Here is a 16,982-nt window from a genome sequence, read left to right as displayed (position 1 = left end):
CTTCATGAGCTTACGGTTTCAGCTCGGTCTTGGGAATAGCCGTTTACAACGACGTCAAGTTTTCCTGTTGAAGGATGAATAACCATTCCAGAAACAAGCACGTCTTTTGGTAATAAAGGGTGATTTCGAATCATATCCACACTGTTTTCGACACTATCCTCTACACATTCAAACCCAGTCAGCCATGATTCTAAATCAATACCAGCATATTTTAGATTACGAATCTGTTCCGTGCTAATCCCTCTTTGTTCAGCAGAGGCTAAAATAGCTTCAGCTTTCATGCCCGTCATTCCACATTCATGATGACCGATGACACATACTTCATCAGCTTGCAAAGCGTAGACGGCAACTAAGATACTTCTCATGACGCTACCAAAGGGATGGGAGATAACAGCTCCGGCATTTTTCACTATTTTTGCATCTCCATTTTTTAGCCCCATAGCTTTAGGAAGTAATTCTAACAAACGTGTATCCATACAAGTTAAAATGACTATTTTTTTGTTAGGAAATTTGGATGTTTGAAAAGCCTCAAATTGATTATTGGTTACAAATTTTTCATTAAACTTTAAAACTTCAGATAGACAAGTCATTGTTTTCCTCCTGCGTTATTTATTTTTAACTTATTTTTTAGTCTAAAGATAAAGTTTAAAAACGAACTAAATAAAATATTAAAATTTTCTTAAAATATTCAGAAAAAACTTATAAATAAACAGAAATTATATGCGTGAAATTATGTAAGCGTATTCTTTGTTTGTTTTCGCGAAAAATAGGAATTATATGTTAAAATGGTACAAAGTTGGAATTTTATAAAAGAATGGTAGAGAGGAGGAAGGCAAAAGTGAAGGTTCTTATAGTAATAGGCATTATTTTCTGTTGTTTAGTAGGGTGCAGTTCTAATGCCCAAGTCACCAACGACAAAGAAATGGGAGAGAATATTCAGCAATCATTTGAAAAAAAAGGTGTAAGCTCAGTGGATGTATCGAAGTTAAGTGATTTTAAATGGGAAAAAGGATATTTATTCACAAACAAAAGCAAGAAAGCCGACGTAGAAAAACTTGTAAACGCACCGGTTAGTGAAGAAGTGATGAAAAAAATATCTGCTGCTGATCAAATGCTTGTGTTTGTACACGAAGGAGAGGTTGTCCGCTATGTAGAACTACCCCAAGATTTCATAGCGCATGATAAAAACCAACTTGAATTTTCATCTTCTCATTCGGAACTAAAATTTAATAAAAACAGGGAGGGCAAGCCTATAAAAGCAGGAGATAAAACGTTAAGTTCAGAAGATGCTTTAACTGTAGAATCAATTATGAAACAAATTCAATGGAAAAAAGCTGATTACAGCGTCGCTCTTGACCCAGATGTACAGCTTACTTATGAGGGCGCTGTATACAATGTACGATTCACCTCCGATAGTGCGGAACTTACTTCTAAAAAAAGAGGAGTGTACGGTAAAGTAACAGGAGAAACAGCACAGCAGCTATATGACATATTGATGTAACCTATTGATTTTTCAATAGGTTTTTTTGTGCACATATTTTTAAGATTTACATAAAATACCTTAATATTGTTGACATTAACGTTAACGTTAATCTATAATGAGTATATAAATGATTAACGTTAACGTTAACGTTAATGTTAATGAGAGGTGAGGTGAAACATATGTATTTAATCGATGACGTGACGAAAATGACCGGTTTGACCAAGCGAGCTCTTCGGTATTATGAAGAGATTGGACTCATTTTACCCCCGCAGCGCACAAAAGGAAATGCACGAATTTATTCCGAAGAAGAGGTAAAAGAACTAAGAAAAGTAGCAGAAGCAAAAGAAGTTCTCGGTTTTTCTCTACAGGAGCTGCAGCAGTTTATGTCGCTTAAAAGAATGATTGAAGAAAGAAGTGAGCGGCAAGGATTGTCAGTGAAAGAGATCACGCAAATAGAAGATTTGCTAGAAAATCAAATCAAGATGATTGATTTTAAAGTTGTAAAAATGCAGGCATTTAAAACAGAATTAAAAGAAATGCGAGAATCTGCTATGGCAATACATGAAAAAACAAAAACAAAAGGAGAGATGAAAGAGTGGAAGGACAGCATTCAAATAACCGATTAGGTCAAATTATTACGGTAGTAGCTACTTTTTTAGCATTTATGGGAATTGGAGTAGTAGATCCGATTTTACCGGAAATTGCTAAGCAAATTGGAGCTTCTCATTGGCAAGTAGAAATGTTATTTACTTCCTATTTGTTGATGATGGCTATTATGATGATTCCAGCAGGCATTCTAGCGTCACGTGTAGGAGACAAGCGCTTAATGGTAACAGGACTTATCATTGTGACGATTTTTGCAGCCCTATGCGGGTTTTCTAACAACATTCCTCAGCTTTCCATTTTCCGAGCAGGTTGGGGACTTGGTAATTCGTTTTTCTTTGCAACAGCTATGACGCTGCTTATTGCATTATCAGGTGAAGTGAAAAAAGCAGTAGGATTATATGAAGCTGCAATTGGTTTGGGGATGGCCGGAGGACCGCTTGTAGGAGGCGTGTTAGGAAATGCTTCTTGGAGATTGCCGTTTTTCGGTACAAGTGCTTTAATTTTTATCGCCTTTATTTTAGTATTAACGATTGTTAAACAGCCTACAAGCACTAAATCTCGTAAAGCAGCAGGTTTTAAAGACATGGTTAAACTTTATAAATTAAAACCATTTACTCAAGGCGCTGTATCAGGCATGCTTTATTACTACGGATTTTTTACAGTGTTAGCTTATACGCCGCTTATTCTATCGATCGGAGCTCTTCAAATTGGCTTTGTTTTCTTTGGATGGGGATTATGTTTAGCTTATGGCTCAGCGGTTTTAGCACATCAGTTAGAAAAAAGATATCAGCCAAAACAAGTGTTACATGTTAGCTTAATTGTTTTTTCACTTATTTTAATTTGTTTATTTGCCTTTGATGCAACATGGTTGCGCATTGTTTTAATTATGGCAGCAGGTCTTGTATCAGGACTTAATAATGCATTATTTACGAGTCATGTAATGGAAGTATCTCCTTATGAACGAGGAATTACATCTGGAGGATATAATTTCTTAAGATGGTTAGGCGCAGCGTTTGCTCCTTTATTATCAGGAGTTATCGGCAATGCCGTAGCGCCTCAAGCTCCTTTTCTTGTAGCAGCGATTCTTGGATTGCTCGCTTTTGTTATTATGGTTATAAAAGTAAAAACAACTTCTCAAACGAATGAAGCTGTTTCTAAATAAACGTTGAAATAAAAGGCTTTTTCCTGTAAAAAGCCTTTTATTTTGTTTTATGTTATAATAGTAAAAACGTTTTTAATCATAAAAATGAAACTCTTTACCAACTTGTACGTATACTTTATATGTACATAAATTCTTTTTAGGAGCGTGATGCCCATGGCCACCTGTCAAAATTGTAATCATAAATGGAACTGGAGGACAACCTTTAAACAACTGTTAACATTTAGAAACGTTTTAGAATGCCCACACTGTGACAAACAACAGTATATCTCTGCAAAATCCCAAAAGCGATTATCAATCTACTCATTTGCACCCCTTATTATTTGGCTTATTCTCTCACTATTTGACTTTTCCTTTCCATCCATTGTTGTCGCGGAGCTTATTTTCTTCATAGCAGCGGTTATTATGATGCCACTTTCTTATGAAGTAAGCAGCGAAGAAGAACCCTTGTGGTAATAAAAAAACCTTCCGTTAAAACGGAAGGTTTTTTTATGCGGCTTTACCGTCTAGCTGTTGTCCGTGATGACGCTGATAATATACCCACCCAGCATTCAACAGTAGAAGAACACTCGTTGTTAAGAATACGTAAGGAATTCCTTTAGCTCCGGCAATTTGTCCGCCAATGACTGGACCGGCTAAATTCCCAAAGTATTGCGCTGTTTGATTATATCCAAACATTTTACCTGTAATCGAGTCCGGCACAATTTTCTTTAAATAAGAATTAATAGAAGGTAATAATCCTCCCATTGCAAAACCGAGTAAAAAACGCAGTAAGAATAGCTGCCAAGTACTATGCACAAAGGCCTGCAAGCCGCAAATAACCGCTACGATAAGCAAGCATATTTGAAGCACATTTTGAGGACCCACGCGATCGCTGACTTTGCCAAGTTTGGATGCAGCTAAAATATTTGAAATTCCTGTTGCCGCTACGACAAAGCCTGAAATAAGGGCAAGATGGTCGGTATGAGTAGACAGTTGTTTTACATACAGTGTAACAATTGGCTGAATAGCCATAACCGCAAGCTGCAGTAAAAAAGTTGTAACAAATACACCAATCACGGCCTTTGAATTCTTAAGAGAAAGTAACCCAATGTTAGACTCTTTCGTCGTTTTCGCCGTCTCTTTTTTGTCTTCTTGAATTAAATTTACAATTAAAAAAGACAAAAACATAAATGCGCCTGTTACGAAAAAGACGTGACGCAATCCAATTGTATCTCCTAAGTAGCCGCCTACTAGCGGTCCTAATAAAGATCCTGATACAGCCCCTGTAGACAACGTCCCTAATGCTTTACCGCTGTGCTCTTTAGGTGTTTGAGTCGCTACTAACGTAATGGCTGCAGAGATGAAGCCGGAAACGGCCCCCATTAAAAAGCGCAGCCCGACAAGCTGATAGACATTTTGCACAAAACCAATAGAAGTCATAACAATTGCCATACCCAAGCTTGCGCGAAGGAGCATAAGCTTTCGCCCGTATTTATCGGCCAAACTCCCCCATAAAGGAGAAACAATAGCCGCCATTAAAAAGGTAGCTCCAAACGCAATACCAGCCCATCTGCTGATGGAGCTTGTATCGTGAACTCCCAGCTTTTCAATATAAAGCGGTAAAAACGGAATAACTAAACTCATCCCGGCTGTGGTGCAAAAAGAACCGAACCAGCAAATGTACAAGTTTCGTTTCCATAATTCCATTCTATTTCCTTCTTTCGTCGTGCCGCATAGCGTAAAAACAACAAAAGAGCGAAACCATACGGCCTGCTCTTTTAGCATACATGCAGCATCTTTTTATCAGCTTAAATTATACCACATATCAGAAATATTTAAAAATAAAATGATTCACTTAGTGAACTATTAACATGAAATGAAAACAGAAAGATGTGCTGCGGTTACACTCCGCCTAGAACATAAAGTGACCCTTAGTTCACTCATTACCTTATGCTGTAACAGTAGGGGATATGTAAAGAACTTATGCTTCACTGAAAAAAGCGTCAGATAATCTGTCTAAAATATACGTTATATCCACAAATTTTGTCTATTTATCAAATAATGTGTAAAACAACCTGACAAAAAGAGTGAATTTTCTGTTTTTTAACTCTATATTAAAACTATGTTCTCATTATTCATAATGCGGAAACGACCTTAGCTTACGTAATGAAAGGCAAACAAAATAAAATAGTATCCATGATCCTTAAGGCAGCTCTTTTAGCCACTACTTTGTACGGGTCTATCCGAACAGCTGAAACTGCATGGGCATTAGCAGACATCGGAGTTGGAATAATGGTTTGGTTCAATTTAATTGCAATTTTGATTTTAGCTAAGCCTGCTTTAATAACCTTAAAAGATTATCGCGAGCAGAGAAAACAAGGGATAGATCCTGTCTTTTTTCCTGGGAAATTAGGAATTCAAAACGCTGATTATTGGGACGAGGAATATCAGCATAATCAAGATAAAGAAAATGTTTCATAAACTAAAAAAAGCCAACTGGGGTTGGCTTTTTTTAGTTTGTGAAGCAGCTTTTTCGACCGCTTGAAAATGGTAATGATTCGTTTTTTTTGGGTATAATGTGGCATGAAGCGTCCTCAATTTATTTTCGTTTGAGCATTTATTTATAATAGAAGACATATAAAAGGACGGTGGTATGTGCATGACTAAAAAAGAAAATGAATCTATTTATATTCAGCAGCATTTAGCAAATGAACGAACGTATTTAGCGTGGATTCGAACGTCTATTGCTACACTCGGCATTGGTTTTGTTGCAGGTGGTTTGCATTTTAATTCGGGGAAAAATTTAAGTGAAGCAGCCGATACTCTTATTATTGCTGTTATCATCTTTTCTTTAGCTGCAAGTGCAGGGTTGCTTCTTTTCTCAACTTATCATTATTTTTCAACCCGCAAAAAAATTAACAGCCAAACGTATCAATCATCTCACGCTTTGGTTATTTTTGTTTTAATGATTATGCTGATGCTGATCGGCGCTCTTATGTTTTATTTTTTTAACATAGCGTAAAAAAGTTTAAGATATAAGAAAAAAGGGAATCAGTCCCAAAGAATTTACGGTTTTATAAAAGAAAAAGAAGATCTATTAATATGGTGGTAATGGCAGAGGCAATGATAATAATATCTTCTTTTACAAACCGGCTGTGTGATTTTACAGGTTAAATTCTTTGTTATCCGCGGATAATGGAAAAGGAAAGCTGTATAAGCCAAAACTTATCCAATACATGTTGAACATAAAAATTGAATATGAATTTCACTACACGGTGAATCGAAAGTAAAGGAGAACGCTGTATGATTCAAACATCCAAGACCGTTGCCGCTCGTTTTTTTACGGAGCGTTTCTTTGATCAGGCTGCTCAAACAGCCTACTATTTTTTGTTATCTTTTGTACCGTTTATTATTTTTCTTTTTTCACTGCTGAGTTTCTTTCCAATTGACACAAACAATTTGCTCGTCTTTATTGAACCATTTACCCCTAAAAGCGCCTACGACGTAATTGAAAGATCAATTGAAACAGTTAACAATAGCGGGAAAAAAGTTTTGTCTTTTAGTTTATTAGCAACTTTTTGGCTCGCATCTATGGCTATACAATCTTTGGTTCGCTCGTTAAATGATGCGTATCATATTCAAAGAAAACAAACGTTTTTGCGCGGTTTAATCAATGATTTAATTTTGACCTTTGGCTTTATGGTTGTGGTAGCTATTTCATTGTTTGTGCCAATTATTGAAGAAGTCATTCGACATTTGGTGTTAACAAAAGTCCATGTTCCTGACATATGGTTTCAAAGCTGGACGACAATTAGATGGGGAATTGGGACATTATTTTTATTAGGCTTTTTTATTCTTTTTTACAAACTGATGCCAAGCGCAAGAGTAACGTGGAAAGATGTACTTCCAGGAGCTGTTTTCTCCACACTAGGATGGCAAGTTGTATCTACCGGATTTGGATACTATGTCCAGTTTGGAAGCTACTCGCAAATCTATGGTCAGCTTGGAAGTATTATTATTTTAATGGTCTGGTTTTATTTAACGGCCGCTATTTTATTAATTGGCGGTTTAATAAACGGTAATAAGTTCATCAAAGCTCACAAGACAACGTATAGAGACGTGGAAAACGACTAGGGAAACCTAGTCGTTTTTTTATATTCAGTTTTACAGTTAAAAGGTTTATTAAAAAAATATCGCGGGTAACTATTGAATATCTCGTTGCCTTTCCTATACACATAACTAAAAAACAGTAGGAGTTCACGTTGAGATGAGGTGGAAAATTGAATAATTTTAATCGGTTTTTAATCGCAGTTATTGGAATTGCAGGACTGATTTGTTCCGGTATGTTAGCACTGATGGTTTATAAGGTTCCTCACCTTTCGAACTGGGTAGAAAAGTGGCAGCATCAGGAGTGGTTTTACTACACAATATTGTCAATAAGCGCATTTTTAGCTGTTATTTTTATTATTTTTCTTTTAACAGGCATATTTAGCAGGCCGCCTAAAAAGAATTTAGCAATTGTAACAGGCGAAGGCAAAATAACCATTTCTAAAGCCACGATTGAATCTACAGCTTTGCGAGCAATTAGAGGCTTTCAGGGAATACGCTCTCCTGAAGTCCAAGCATCTATTCATTCTCGTAAAGAAAGAGTTAGTCTATATATTAACTGTTCGCTGTTTGGACGAGATGGACTACCAACACTAGGAAAAGAGATGCAGCTTGAAACGAAACGTGCCGTAGAGGCTTTACTTGAGCTTCCCGTTCACTCCGTCCGCATCGATTTAACAGATACACAAACGCGAAAGAAAGAGCGTGTTGTGTGATGAAGGAGGGACATAATGGGTACTCCAGATAAATTGATTCCATACCGTGGCCGAGTACTTGGTATTTTGGCAGGTTTAGTGTTGGCAATTTTACTATTAACAATTGGTTTTGGCCCCACGCTGCTAATTGTAGCTTTTATGGGAATTGGTTATGTAATCGGGAAGTGGCGAGATGGTCATTTAGACTTAAATAATTGGGTAGGATTTTTTACTAAAGGAAGATAGAAAATCACTTTAAGGGAGATGTTCGTTATGGCAGTTAATGAAACAAATACAGCAGTAAAATCTCAGGAAAATACAAATCAAAATACATTAACATTTGAAGATCAAGTCATTAAAAAAATTGCTGGAATTGCAGCTAACGAAATTAAAGGGATTTTATCAATGAGCGGCGGATTTATGAGCGGGTTAACAGATCGCTTCCGCAGCACGGAAGATATCACAAAAGGGATTAACGCTGAAGTAGGAGAAAAGCAAGTGGCCCTTGATTTAAAAGTAATTGTCGAATACGGAAAAAATGTTCCATCCATTTTCTCTGAAACTGTTAATAACGTAAAAAAATCAGTTCACGATATGACGGGATTAGAGGTAGTAGAAGTAAATATGCATGTAGAGGACGTAATGACTCGATCTGAATTTGAAGCGAAAACGGATCGAGACAAAGAGCAGGAGTCAAAGCGTGATCTTGAATAAAATATAAAAGGTAAACACTTCCATTCGTCATATATTCTTTGTATGATGAATGAGAAGTGTTTTTTTATGGGAGGGAGAATTCTGTGATATTGGTTAGTTCTTGCTTAGCAGGTCAAGCTTGCAGATATAATGGAAGTAGTGCCTTAGTTAAGGAAATGGAAGCGCTCGTTAAAAATAAAGAAGCGGTGATGATATGTCCGGAACTGTTAGGTGGATTTCACACGCCTAGAGAACCGGCAGAAATTATAAAAGGAACGGGAATAGACGTAATAAACGGAAATGCGCGAGTTATTGAACGATCGGGAAAAGACGTGACAGATATATACATAGACGGGGCCTATAAGGCACTGAACATCGCAAAAGAAATAAAAGCTACTGTTATTGTACTAAAAGAAAACAGTCCTTCATGCGGAAGTGAACATATATATAACGGAGCATTTCTAGGTGTTAAAATAGCCGGTGAAGGGGTAACGACTGCGTTGTTAAGAAAGCATGGTTTTATCGTTATATCCGAATCTCAATTTGCAGCTAAAATGTATTAAGAGCAATCACAATGACAAGAGGATGGGACAGAACGAAATGAATCCAACTCAAAGACAAACAATTTGGATGCATGATCTGGACTGCTTGCTCGACCGCTGTTGATTTCCGTGCAAGGCTTCGCTTTCCGCGGGCGGCCGATGAGCCTCCTCGTCGCTTCGCTCCTGCGGGGTCTCATCTGTTTCGCTGTTCCCGCAGGAGTCTTCACCTTGTCCTCCAACCAACAGCTATAAGTACCTGCGTTCACCATGATTATAAAAAAACACGAACTATTTATCCATTTTTGATAGATAGTTCGTGTTTCACTTTTATGAAATTATTTTTATCCAATCTCTTTTTGTAAAAGCTTATTTACTGTGAAGCGTATCTGCTGTGCTTTCTGTTCGTGTTACCGCATAAAGAGAGAAGCAAAGACCAAGCAATACAAAAATAGACCCGACCCAGCCGTTATAAATAACAGAGTATTGATTAACGACAATTCCTCCGACATAGGAGCCGATCGCAATTCCTACGTGTGAAATCGCTGCATTGGTGCTGATTAAAATGTCCGACGTGTCGCGTGCACTATGAATAATTAAATTGCTTTGAGCCGGTGAGACCGCCCAGCTGAGCGCACTCCAAATAATCATAAGAAGCAAGAACACAACGAATGGCAAATGAACGCCAAACGGCATAGCAATCATGCTAACAAAAAAGAGAGCAATCATGGTGATAACAGACGAAGAAGGGTTCCATCTATCAGAAACAGCTCCTCCAAGTCCTCCTCCTGCCACTGCAGCAAGACCGAAAATACCATAAATAATGGTTACCATCGTTGTATTTAATCCTAGCGTTTCTTGTAAAAATGGCGTGAAGTACGCATAAAGCGTTAAATGGCCCGCCAGTACAAACAATGTTGCTAGGTGAATAGCAAGCATTTTTTTATTGCGTAAAGCTTTTATCTGAGTCTTTAACGGTACAATTGGAGCGGGAGCTAGACGCTCCATTGTAAACCAAACGGTAATCATAATAATAGCAGTTAAGATTGCAATCATAACAAATACTTGACGCCAGCCAAGCGCATTTCCAATCAAAATACCAAGAGGAATACCCAAAACAAGTGAGCCGCTGATTCCCATAAACACAACGCCAATTGCTCTGCCTTGATATTCAGGCTTTACCATTCTAGAGGCCATTGTGGTAGATAGGACAATAATAAAAGAGCCGCTCGCAGCAGCGAGGATACGCCCGATTAATAGCATATAATAGCCCGAACTGTAGGCTGAAAATACATTGCTCAATAAGAAAATAAATAATGTCCACATATAAACTTTTTTACGCTCTATCTTAGCCGTCACATTTAGTAAAATCGGCGCAGACAAGGCATAAACAAACGAATAAATAGAGATTAAATAACCTGCTTTTGCTAGTGATACATGAAATGCATCGGCAATTAAGTCTAAGATGCCTCCTAGAATTAATTCGACTGTTCCAACAACAAAAGAAGCAATCGCAAGTATGTAAACTTTTTTATTCATCAAAAAACCCCCTCTTTAAAAAGTTACAACTAGAATAGTAACCTTTTTTAGAGTGGATTTCAATAGGTAATATTAAAAAGGTTACTAATTCATTAGTAACCTTTTTAATATCGCAGTCGAGTAAGCAGCTCCATGATCTCAGAATCCTGAAGAAGCTGCTCTTGATATTTCTTTGTAATATGGGTAAGTGCAACGTCATGGTAAAAGAAATCAGCAAAAACTTTTACAAGCGGCTGCGACATGGTTTTTATTGCTTTCCATGTCTCATGTTCAATGCCCGCAAATAAAAGGTAAGCATCGTCAACAATAATCAACTGCGACGGCTCAAGGTTTTTATGATCATCTATTGGATTTAATGTATGTAAATGTTTGAGGGCAGTCTGCAAGTTTCCTATGGTTAAGACCTCGACGTTTACGCCTTGTTTCTCTTTTTCTTCTAGCAATGAGCGGTAATGTTCCAACTCATCATTCCAAGCCGATAAAATAATAGAAGATTCCGCTTCGTGAATCAATTGTTCAATGTGAGCAGAAATAGAGGATTTATCTTTTAAACTCCAAACATGATCATCTGTAAACGTTCTTTTAATTTTATATGTTTTTAATTCATTAATGTCATTTTCAAAATCAGCAGTAAGTTTTTGAATGACGGTTTGAAGGGCTACCGCTGAATAAAGTTTCTTTTTCCCGGACAATGTATTTACTACAATGCCTTTATCAATTAAACGATTAAGTACTTCATAAATCTTTGCTTTTGGAACATGCGAATACGTGACAATCGAACTAGCATCCAGCGGACCTTCATTCGCAAGCAGCGCTTCATATACTTGACTTTCATACTGAGAAAAACCAAATTTTTGCAGCATAATTCTCTATTCATCATCCTTTCTTTTTTTTTAGTATATCACGGTTTGTAAAAGTATTACTAATTGTAAATATATCTTATTAAACTATGTTCTAAATAATCAACAAAGATAAAAAATAGGCTATTAAAGGGTCTTTACTACAATAAAACTATTTTTAATCACGTGCTTTTCATACTAAAACACTCATCATCGGGTAAAGAAAAGAAAGAGGTGAAAAAAATGAAGAAAAATGAAAAACTACTGTTGAAAAAAATGAACATGAAACAGCAAAGAGAAGTTGCTGCTCAACTTGAAGACGTACTGGATTCCTTACTGTCTCTTGAAGAAAAATTATGCTCAGCACCTGATAATAAGGAGTGGCTTTCTTTACAAGCTCAGCTTGAAAAAAGAGAACATGAGCTGAGATTTAAGCATAAAATGCTGTGTGAGGAATGGACAGCGCTATAAAAGACAGGCATTTTGTCTGTCTTTTATGGCATCTAAATTTTCATGATCCGGATAGGACTCACCATCAAAATGGCTAAAATAATCATAAGATAAGGATTCACATAATAAAACATGCCGAGCAGTGCGATAATTAGAGCTGGAAAAGGAATAGGCAGTCCTATAAAGTAACCTACAGTTGGATTTGCGCTAAATTTAGCTAACCTTAATGCACCCATGCTTGGATAAATCATAAAAGCGAGTACGGTTAGCCAAGAGTGGGGAGAAAGAGTATGAAATAGCATTGCAGGCGCTACGCCAAAGCTTATAATATCAGCCAAAGAATCTAGCTCTACACCAAACTCACTGTTAACTTTTAGCTTTCTGGCAATTTTTCCGTCAAATAAATCGAAAAAAGCGGCTAAAAAAATAAAAAGAGCAGCTAAGCGTTCGTAGCTGTTCATATTAAAGGCTATGGAAAATACGCCGCTTAGCAAATTTCCAATCGTAAAGAGATTCGGAACCCATTTTAACAGTCGAAGCATCAATGTCATACAACCGCCTTTCACAGTGTGTACGATTAGTGTAACTGTTAAATCGTATTATTATGTGAGATGCAAGATAAAAAGAAGGTAGTATTGAAAACTGGCTGTCGTTTCTGTAATATATATCGTATAATACGATAATAACTAAAAATACGATATAAAGGAGCATGATCATGAAAGTAGAGGAGTTAAACGGCTATTGGACGTCTATTTATTATCATTTGCACTATACGCATCAAGAGAAAATTACGCACCAAACCATACGTCTTTTGCAGCATATCGACAAATCATCTTCGGTTGGAATAAGAGAAATCGCAGATTATTTAACTATTTCACATAATACGGCATCTGAACATGTAAAGAGAAGCATCGAGAAAGGATATGTGTATAAAAATAGAGATATACAGGATGAAAGAAAAGTAATTCTGCATTTAACAGAAGCAGGAAAAGACATCTTAAAACGGAATTCAAGCTTGGATGAAGAAAAAGTATCAGCTATTTTACGCGAAATGACAGCATCTGAAAAACAGCTGATTCAACAGGCTTTTCAGTTATTGAGCGAGCGTGCAGAACATGTATAGTATCATCAAAATTTTAATGTCGGCTCTTATTATTGCAGGGGTAACAGAAATGGCCAAAAGATTTCCGGCATACGGTGGAATCGTGGCTGCTCTTCCAATTGTGAGCTTACTAAGTATTATATGGTTGTCAGTGCAAGGAGAAAAAAAGGAAGTGGTCAGTCAGTTTACACTTGGCGTTCTTTATGGACTCCCAGGCACTATTTTATTACTTGCTGTCGTCTATATTTGTGTAAAAAACTCCCTTCATTTGTTTGTGAGTTTATCCATAGGAGTTATGTGTTGGGCCTTGTTTTTAGTGCTTCAAAAGATGGTGATTAACCTAATTACTACATAAACTATTGGAATTTAATCCAATTTTCTGTAAAATAAAGGTCTGAGTAAAAGATAGGAGCTGAGTAGAGTTGAGTTTAGCAGAGAAAAAGTTAGGAATTGACCGAGTTGTTTTTATCGGCAGAACGTTTGAAGAGTATAGAGCTATGTTTAATTTGAATGACAAGCGTTTAAAAGGAAAAAAAGTGTTAGATTGTGCTAGCGGAGCCTGTTCTTTTACTGCTTATGCCTTGCAGCAAGGTGCGGCGGCTACTAGCTGTGATATTGCCTATAAATTTACGGCAGAAGAGCTTGAAAAGAAGGGAAGCCTGGATTTAATTCATACGATGAATCAAATGCAGCACGTACAGGAGCAATATGTGTGGAAATATTTTTCATCTATTGATAATTTAACTGAACATCGAAAAAGAGCATTAAAAGATTGTATTGCTCATATGAAAAAGAGCCCCGAAGCCTATCAGTACGGAGCGCTTCCTAATTTGCCGTTTCAAAAGAACGAATTTGATTTAACGCTTTGTGCAAACTTTTTATTTATGTACAGCGACCGGTTAGATTATCCGTTTCATTTAGAGGCTTTAAAAGAACTGATACGCGTTACAAAAGAGGAAGTGCGCTTGTTTCCTTTAACGGACCTGAGCGGCAAGATTTCTACCTATTTGCCGCAGCTTTTAGAAGAGATTGCGCCTCTAGTAAAAGGAACAGAAATAGCAGATGTCCCGTATGAATTTCAAAAAGGTGCCAATCAAATGCTGAAAATATATGTATAACAAATGTAATGAAGAGGCTGAGGAAAAAGTATTTTAGCCCAAGTGAAAAACGAACCCTTGATCAAACATGTTAATCAAGGGTTCGTTTTTTTCTTTTGTTAGGGTGAACGTATGTTTCATCTGTGTCATTCCTTTTAGCAGTTGATTGGAGGGCAAGGCGAAGACTCCTGCGGGAAAAGCGGAACAGGTGAGACCCCGCAGGAGCGGAAGCGACGAGGAGGCTCAGCGGCCGCCCGCGGAAAGCGAAGCCTTGCATGGAAATCAACTGCGGCGTCACAAGCGGTTCAGCTCATGCATCCCATTTGTTCGTCTTTAGATTGGATTCATTTCGTCATGTCTTAACCTCTTTTAACATTCAAACGTTTTTTAGCAGTTTGAGTATGCTTCGTTATGGTTTCAGATCCAAGCGCTTTAGCTAAGCCGAACGAAGGCATATTCACATATACTGATTCATAATTTCCTGCAGGAATGACGTACGTTTCATGATAAATGCCAACTGCATTCGTTTTTGAAGCCTGTTTATAAAAAGAATTCCAAGCTTTTAAGTGCTGAGGACCTTTGGCATAGGAGGTCAATTGATCAACTGACTCCCAATATTGAATCAGCGTAATGGTTCTTAAATTAAAAGATCCTTGCAAAGATAAAAAGCCAAGATTTTTGTTTGCATACAATTCGCGAATCATAGGAGGCATTGCTTTAAATACAGGGAGCCATTTGTGTACGGCTGTCCATTTATTAATACGCATTCCTATAACAAAGACGACCAGATCCTGACCGGGCTTAGCCATTACACGATTGGAATGAATCATAAATTCTGCGCCTCCTCATCATATAATTTATTAATCGTATCTTTGCACCATTCCATCGAAGCACGAGTTGTTCGTTTACCGTAGTCTAGGGTAATAAGCCAATACGTTCTGTCAGGAGAAGGGCTTTTAGAAATGCTGTCTTCGATTCCGCAATACATGTGATAGCGTTCAGTTAGTTTCTGCTGAGCGTTTTTTAACTGCGAAATTGTGAGCTGCTTTTCTTGGTGACTACTAAAAAATAGTTTTAACAAAAGTTCATTTCGTTCTGAGGGGAGCTGCTTAATAGGTTCACGCAGCCAATCTTGCAGAACTTCTTTTCCTTTAGTTGTTATTGCGTACACTTTTTTATCCGGTTTATCAGTTTGAGTAACGGAATTTACCGTTGCTAGTTCTTCATTCACAAGCTTTTGTAAAGTGGGATAAATTTGACCATAGCTAATTTTCCAAAAATGATTTAAACTTCGATCCATTAACCGCTTAATTTCATAACCAGTTCTGCATTCAGTGGTAAGCAGTCCTAAAATCGCATATGTTGTTTGATTTTCCTTCATTTACTTTCCTCACCTATATCTTTTTGATATATATTACCATAAACAGGATATTATTCAATAAAAAAACGCGAGAGTTATGCACTCTCGCGTCTAAAAAAAGGTTTGTATTGCTGAACCATCATTTGCGAAGCAGCAATAAATAAAAAGATAAAGCCTCCACACATTAGCAACATGACAGCACCTATTCTCCATAAAAGCTTTGGCATCAGCATATCTCCTTTTTTGAAGTTATTACCTATAGTGTAAAGAATAGCTTGCAAAAATTCTAGTCATAACTAAATATAATTTTATAACTTTTTTAGACTGACTCTTCCTTTGGATCATCTTCATCAAAAATAGGAACTTCTGTATACGCTTCTTCTTTTTCGAAAGCGGAAGAAGAATTCTCTTTATCCTCTTGTGCAGGCTTCGGTTTACCAGAAGAAATATCTGATTTAGCGTTTTTTAACTCTTCCATATCTTTTTGGATTTGGTCCGTGAAATCCTTTGGTATAGCTCCGCTTCCGTATGTAGCTCCGATGTTTAAAGCACCTCCGAGCTCCTTAATGCCCACTTGGCCAATATTGTTGTTTTGTTCGTATTTATCAAGAAAAAATTTATCAATATGAATAGGAGGGGGAGCATTTTCTAAAAGTGCCGCTTTTTGATGAATCAATTTTACTTCTTCTTGAAGGGAAGACGTTCGTTTTAGCATGTCCACCTGTACTTCAGTTAAAAGCGACATACTTCGCTCTAATGCTGAAACTCTGTTATCTAGTTCGTTCATTTTTTCGAGATAAGGAGCCATTTGTTTCTCTACATATTGTTCTACTAAGCTAGCTATATCCGGATAAGGCACAGCTTCTTTCTTTTTATCGCGAGGGTTTTGCGTGGAGATGATTTGTTCCAATTGTGCTACTTTTTCTTTTAAAAAATGAAGCTGCCTAGCAGTATCCTGCATGTCTTTTGTATATGATTGTTCAGTGTTTTTGTGAGCACTTCTTTGTGAAGATGAAGAATCGTTGGAAAGCGCTGGCTGAGACTCCAGCTTTTTTTTGAGCATTATGAGAGAACCCATTTGCGGTTCGAGTTTTAAAAAACGGTTCATGTGAACTTCAAGCGTGTTAATACGCTTGATTTGATGTTTGAAGTCCGCTAGCTCAGTTTGAAGATGTTGGTTAGTCTGTTTGGGGTTAAAAAATCCTTTCATAGACATTTCGCTTCTCCTCATCTTGGGCTTATTTCCTCTGTAATCACAGTTAGATAAATACATATTGATTCAGTTTGGGAGTTAATATTAAATTTTTTGCATTTATAAATGCTTATGTGCA

At 37.1% G+C, this 16,982-nt stretch carries 26 protein-coding genes; 16 read left to right on the top strand and 10 right to left on the bottom strand.

What is annotated here, in order from left to right; all coding sequences use genetic code 11:
• Nucleotides 1-2: 2 nt before the first annotated feature.
• A complete protein-coding gene (locus CEQ83_RS12765; RefSeq protein ID WP_013057294.1) occupies nucleotides 3-590 on the bottom strand; it encodes a beta-class carbonic anhydrase in 588 nt (195 codons plus the stop codon).
• A 248-nt stretch (nucleotides 591-838) separates the two neighbouring features.
• Between CEQ83_RS12765 and CEQ83_RS12760 the strand changes: the two genes are divergently transcribed.
• From CEQ83_RS12760 to CEQ83_RS12745, 4 genes are all read left to right on the top strand, one after another.
• Complete coding sequence (locus CEQ83_RS12760; protein ID WP_034269212.1) at nucleotides 839-1,501, top strand: hypothetical protein; 663 nt, start codon at nucleotides 839-841, stop codon at nucleotides 1,499-1,501.
• Between the two features lie 161 nt (nucleotides 1,502-1,662).
• On the top strand, nucleotides 1,663-2,109 hold the full coding sequence (locus tag CEQ83_RS12755; protein WP_074680920.1) for a MerR family transcriptional regulator: 447 nt from the start codon (nucleotides 1,663-1,665) through the stop codon (nucleotides 2,107-2,109).
• Entirely contained in the window at nucleotides 2,079-3,251 is a 1,173-nt protein-coding gene (locus CEQ83_RS12750) for an MFS transporter (RefSeq protein ID WP_098113050.1), read from the top strand. The genes CEQ83_RS12755 and CEQ83_RS12750 overlap by 31 nt, the downstream gene beginning before the upstream one ends.
• 153 nt (nucleotides 3,252-3,404) lie before the next feature.
• Nucleotides 3,405-3,704 carry a TIGR04104 family putative zinc finger protein gene (locus CEQ83_RS12745; protein WP_028413131.1) on the top strand — a complete coding sequence of 100 codons (300 nt, stop codon included), beginning with the start codon at nucleotides 3,405-3,407 and terminating at the stop codon, nucleotides 3,702-3,704.
• A gap of 33 nt (nucleotides 3,705-3,737) precedes the next feature.
• Here the strand turns inward: CEQ83_RS12745 and CEQ83_RS12740 are convergent, their stop codons facing one another.
• Complete coding sequence (locus tag CEQ83_RS12740; protein ID WP_028413132.1) at nucleotides 3,738-4,937, bottom strand: multidrug efflux MFS transporter; 1,200 nt, start codon at nucleotides 4,935-4,937, stop codon at nucleotides 3,738-3,740.
• Nucleotides 4,938-5,360: 423 nt separating this feature from the next.
• Between CEQ83_RS12740 and CEQ83_RS12735 the strand changes: the two genes are divergently transcribed.
• The 7 genes from CEQ83_RS12735 to CEQ83_RS12705 all read left to right on the top strand — a co-directional run bounded on the left by CEQ83_RS12735 (nucleotide 5,361) and on the right by CEQ83_RS12705 (nucleotide 9,288).
• Nucleotides 5,361-5,711: an alanine:cation symporter family protein gene (locus tag CEQ83_RS12735; protein ID WP_306460851.1), complete on the top strand. Its 351-nt coding sequence runs from the start codon at nucleotides 5,361-5,363 to the stop codon at nucleotides 5,709-5,711.
• Nucleotides 5,712-5,889: 178 nt separating this feature from the next.
• On the top strand, nucleotides 5,890-6,252 hold the full coding sequence (locus CEQ83_RS12730) for a YidH family protein (protein WP_028413134.1): 363 nt from the start codon (nucleotides 5,890-5,892) through the stop codon (nucleotides 6,250-6,252).
• Nucleotides 6,253-6,533: 281 nt separating this feature from the next.
• A complete protein-coding gene (locus CEQ83_RS12725) occupies nucleotides 6,534-7,364 on the top strand; it encodes a YihY/virulence factor BrkB family protein (protein ID WP_098113048.1) in 831 nt (276 codons plus the stop codon).
• Between the two features lie 146 nt (nucleotides 7,365-7,510).
• Complete coding sequence (amaP, locus tag CEQ83_RS12720) at nucleotides 7,511-8,053, top strand: alkaline shock response membrane anchor protein AmaP (protein ID WP_033579150.1); 543 nt, start codon at nucleotides 7,511-7,513, stop codon at nucleotides 8,051-8,053.
• Between the two features lie 15 nt (nucleotides 8,054-8,068).
• Nucleotides 8,069-8,278: a DUF2273 domain-containing protein gene (locus CEQ83_RS12715; protein WP_048019213.1), complete on the top strand. Its 210-nt coding sequence runs from the start codon at nucleotides 8,069-8,071 to the stop codon at nucleotides 8,276-8,278.
• A gap of 27 nt (nucleotides 8,279-8,305) precedes the next feature.
• The gene (locus tag CEQ83_RS12710) at nucleotides 8,306-8,746 is read left to right on the top strand and encodes an Asp23/Gls24 family envelope stress response protein (protein WP_098113046.1); all 441 of its coding nucleotides are present in this window, start codon (nucleotides 8,306-8,308) and stop codon (nucleotides 8,744-8,746) included.
• 83 nt (nucleotides 8,747-8,829) lie between these two features.
• Nucleotides 8,830-9,288, top strand: coding sequence for a 2-thiouracil desulfurase family protein (locus CEQ83_RS12705; RefSeq protein WP_098113045.1), 459 nt, complete (start codon nucleotides 8,830-8,832; stop codon nucleotides 9,286-9,288).
• 48 nt (nucleotides 9,289-9,336) lie between these two features.
• Here the strand turns inward: CEQ83_RS12705 and CEQ83_RS12700 are convergent, their stop codons facing one another.
• From CEQ83_RS12700 to CEQ83_RS12690, 3 genes are all read right to left on the bottom strand, one after another.
• Nucleotides 9,337-9,510 carry a hypothetical protein gene (locus tag CEQ83_RS12700; RefSeq protein ID WP_306460852.1) on the bottom strand — a complete coding sequence of 58 codons (174 nt, stop codon included), beginning with the start codon at nucleotides 9,508-9,510 and terminating at the stop codon, nucleotides 9,337-9,339.
• 123 nt (nucleotides 9,511-9,633) lie between these two features.
• The gene (locus CEQ83_RS12695) at nucleotides 9,634-10,803 is read right to left on the bottom strand and encodes an MFS transporter (protein ID WP_048019216.1); all 1,170 of its coding nucleotides are present in this window, start codon (nucleotides 10,801-10,803) and stop codon (nucleotides 9,634-9,636) included.
• 104 nt (nucleotides 10,804-10,907) lie between these two features.
• Nucleotides 10,908-11,666, bottom strand: coding sequence for a TrmB family transcriptional regulator (locus CEQ83_RS12690; RefSeq protein ID WP_048019217.1), 759 nt, complete (start codon nucleotides 11,664-11,666; stop codon nucleotides 10,908-10,910).
• A gap of 219 nt (nucleotides 11,667-11,885) precedes the next feature.
• Between CEQ83_RS12690 and CEQ83_RS12685 the strand changes: the two genes are divergently transcribed.
• A complete protein-coding gene (locus CEQ83_RS12685) occupies nucleotides 11,886-12,113 on the top strand; it encodes a hypothetical protein (RefSeq protein ID WP_048019218.1) in 228 nt (75 codons plus the stop codon).
• Nucleotides 12,114-12,145: 32 nt separating this feature from the next.
• Here CEQ83_RS12685 and pssA read toward each other — a convergent pair whose 3' ends face one another.
• Entirely contained in the window at nucleotides 12,146-12,637 is a 492-nt protein-coding gene (gene pssA / locus CEQ83_RS12680; RefSeq protein WP_176521421.1) for a CDP-diacylglycerol--serine O-phosphatidyltransferase, read from the bottom strand.
• A gap of 170 nt (nucleotides 12,638-12,807) precedes the next feature.
• Here pssA and CEQ83_RS12675 point away from each other — a divergent pair, with 170 nt between their 5' ends.
• The 4 genes from CEQ83_RS12675 to CEQ83_RS12660 all read left to right on the top strand — a co-directional run bounded on the left by CEQ83_RS12675 (nucleotide 12,808) and on the right by CEQ83_RS12660 (nucleotide 14,654).
• Entirely contained in the window at nucleotides 12,808-13,215 is a 408-nt protein-coding gene (locus CEQ83_RS12675) for a MarR family winged helix-turn-helix transcriptional regulator (protein ID WP_098113042.1), read from the top strand.
• Nucleotides 13,208-13,549 carry a DUF3147 family protein gene (locus tag CEQ83_RS12670; RefSeq protein WP_047750859.1) on the top strand — a complete coding sequence of 114 codons (342 nt, stop codon included), beginning with the start codon at nucleotides 13,208-13,210 and terminating at the stop codon, nucleotides 13,547-13,549. The genes CEQ83_RS12675 and CEQ83_RS12670 overlap by 8 nt, the downstream gene beginning before the upstream one ends.
• Before the next feature lie 67 nt (nucleotides 13,550-13,616).
• Nucleotides 13,617-14,312 (top strand): class I SAM-dependent methyltransferase, encoded by a 696-nt coding sequence (locus CEQ83_RS12665; protein WP_098113041.1) that lies wholly within the window; start codon nucleotides 13,617-13,619, stop codon nucleotides 14,310-14,312.
• Between the two features lie 141 nt (nucleotides 14,313-14,453).
• A complete protein-coding gene (locus tag CEQ83_RS12660) occupies nucleotides 14,454-14,654 on the top strand; it encodes a hypothetical protein (RefSeq protein WP_099331063.1) in 201 nt (66 codons plus the stop codon).
• Here the strand turns inward: CEQ83_RS12660 and CEQ83_RS12655 are convergent.
• The 4 genes from CEQ83_RS12655 to CEQ83_RS12645 all read right to left on the bottom strand — a co-directional run bounded on the left by CEQ83_RS12655 (nucleotide 14,651) and on the right by CEQ83_RS12645 (nucleotide 16,867).
• Nucleotides 14,651-15,121 carry a DUF4188 domain-containing protein gene (locus CEQ83_RS12655; RefSeq protein ID WP_063247883.1) on the bottom strand — a complete coding sequence of 157 codons (471 nt, stop codon included), beginning with the start codon at nucleotides 15,119-15,121 and terminating at the stop codon, nucleotides 14,651-14,653. The two genes, CEQ83_RS12660 and CEQ83_RS12655, sit on opposite strands and share 4 nt — an antisense overlap.
• On the bottom strand, nucleotides 15,118-15,672 hold the full coding sequence (locus CEQ83_RS12650; RefSeq protein WP_098113039.1) for a PadR family transcriptional regulator: 555 nt from the start codon (nucleotides 15,670-15,672) through the stop codon (nucleotides 15,118-15,120). The genes CEQ83_RS12655 and CEQ83_RS12650 overlap by 4 nt, the downstream gene beginning before the upstream one ends.
• A 74-nt stretch (nucleotides 15,673-15,746) precedes the next feature.
• Nucleotides 15,747-15,878, bottom strand: coding sequence for a hypothetical protein (locus CEQ83_RS27590; RefSeq protein WP_013057274.1), 132 nt, complete (start codon nucleotides 15,876-15,878; stop codon nucleotides 15,747-15,749).
• Nucleotides 15,879-15,970: 92 nt separating this feature from the next.
• Nucleotides 15,971-16,867 (bottom strand): dynamitin family protein, encoded by an 897-nt coding sequence (locus tag CEQ83_RS12645; RefSeq protein WP_098113038.1) that lies wholly within the window; start codon nucleotides 16,865-16,867, stop codon nucleotides 15,971-15,973.
• Between the last annotated feature and the right edge of the window lie 115 nt (nucleotides 16,868-16,982).

Source organism: Priestia megaterium (genome assembly GCF_009497655.1).
In the GTDB taxonomy this organism is placed as follows: Bacteria; Bacillota; Bacilli; order Bacillales; family Bacillaceae_H; genus Priestia; species Priestia zanthoxyli.
This window is presented reverse-complemented; position numbering and strand designations above follow the sequence as displayed.

Bases quoted from the DNA above. Each gene is read 5' to 3' on its own strand.
- CEQ83_RS12755 (WP_074680920.1), top strand. From the start codon at position 1,663: ATGTATTTAATCGATGACGTGACGAAAATGACCGGTTTGACCAAGCGA.
- CEQ83_RS12710 (WP_098113046.1), top strand. From the start codon at position 8,306: ATGGCAGTTAATGAAACAAATACAGCAGTAAAATCTCAGGAAAATACA.
- CEQ83_RS12690 (WP_048019217.1), bottom strand. From the start codon at position 11,666: ATGCTGCAAAAATTTGGTTTTTCTCAGTATGAAAGTCAAGTATATGAA.
- CEQ83_RS12650 (WP_098113039.1), bottom strand. From the start codon at position 15,672: ATGAAGGAAAATCAAACAACATATGCGATTTTAGGACTGCTTACCACT.
- CEQ83_RS12685 (WP_048019218.1), top strand. From the start codon at position 11,886: ATGAAGAAAAATGAAAAACTACTGTTGAAAAAAATGAACATGAAACAG.
- CEQ83_RS12765 (WP_013057294.1), bottom strand. From the start codon at position 590: ATGACTTGTCTATCTGAAGTTTTAAAGTTTAATGAAAAATTTGTAACC.
- CEQ83_RS12695 (WP_048019216.1), bottom strand. From the start codon at position 10,803: ATGAATAAAAAAGTTTACATACTTGCGATTGCTTCTTTTGTTGTTGGA.
- CEQ83_RS12715 (WP_048019213.1), top strand. From the start codon at position 8,069: ATGGGTACTCCAGATAAATTGATTCCATACCGTGGCCGAGTACTTGGT.
- CEQ83_RS12730 (WP_028413134.1), top strand. From the start codon at position 5,890: ATGACTAAAAAAGAAAATGAATCTATTTATATTCAGCAGCATTTAGCA.
- CEQ83_RS12670 (WP_047750859.1), top strand. From the start codon at position 13,208: ATGTATAGTATCATCAAAATTTTAATGTCGGCTCTTATTATTGCAGGG.
- CEQ83_RS12675 (WP_098113042.1), top strand. From the start codon at position 12,808: ATGAAAGTAGAGGAGTTAAACGGCTATTGGACGTCTATTTATTATCAT.
- CEQ83_RS12745 (WP_028413131.1), top strand. From the start codon at position 3,405: ATGGCCACCTGTCAAAATTGTAATCATAAATGGAACTGGAGGACAACC.
- CEQ83_RS27590 (WP_013057274.1), bottom strand. From the start codon at position 15,878: ATGCCAAAGCTTTTATGGAGAATAGGTGCTGTCATGTTGCTAATGTGT.
- CEQ83_RS12645 (WP_098113038.1), bottom strand. From the start codon at position 16,867: ATGTCTATGAAAGGATTTTTTAACCCCAAACAGACTAACCAACATCTT.
- CEQ83_RS12655 (WP_063247883.1), bottom strand. From the start codon at position 15,121: ATGATTCATTCCAATCGTGTAATGGCTAAGCCCGGTCAGGATCTGGTC.
- CEQ83_RS12725 (WP_098113048.1), top strand. From the start codon at position 6,534: ATGATTCAAACATCCAAGACCGTTGCCGCTCGTTTTTTTACGGAGCGT.
- CEQ83_RS12740 (WP_028413132.1), bottom strand. From the start codon at position 4,937: ATGGAATTATGGAAACGAAACTTGTACATTTGCTGGTTCGGTTCTTTT.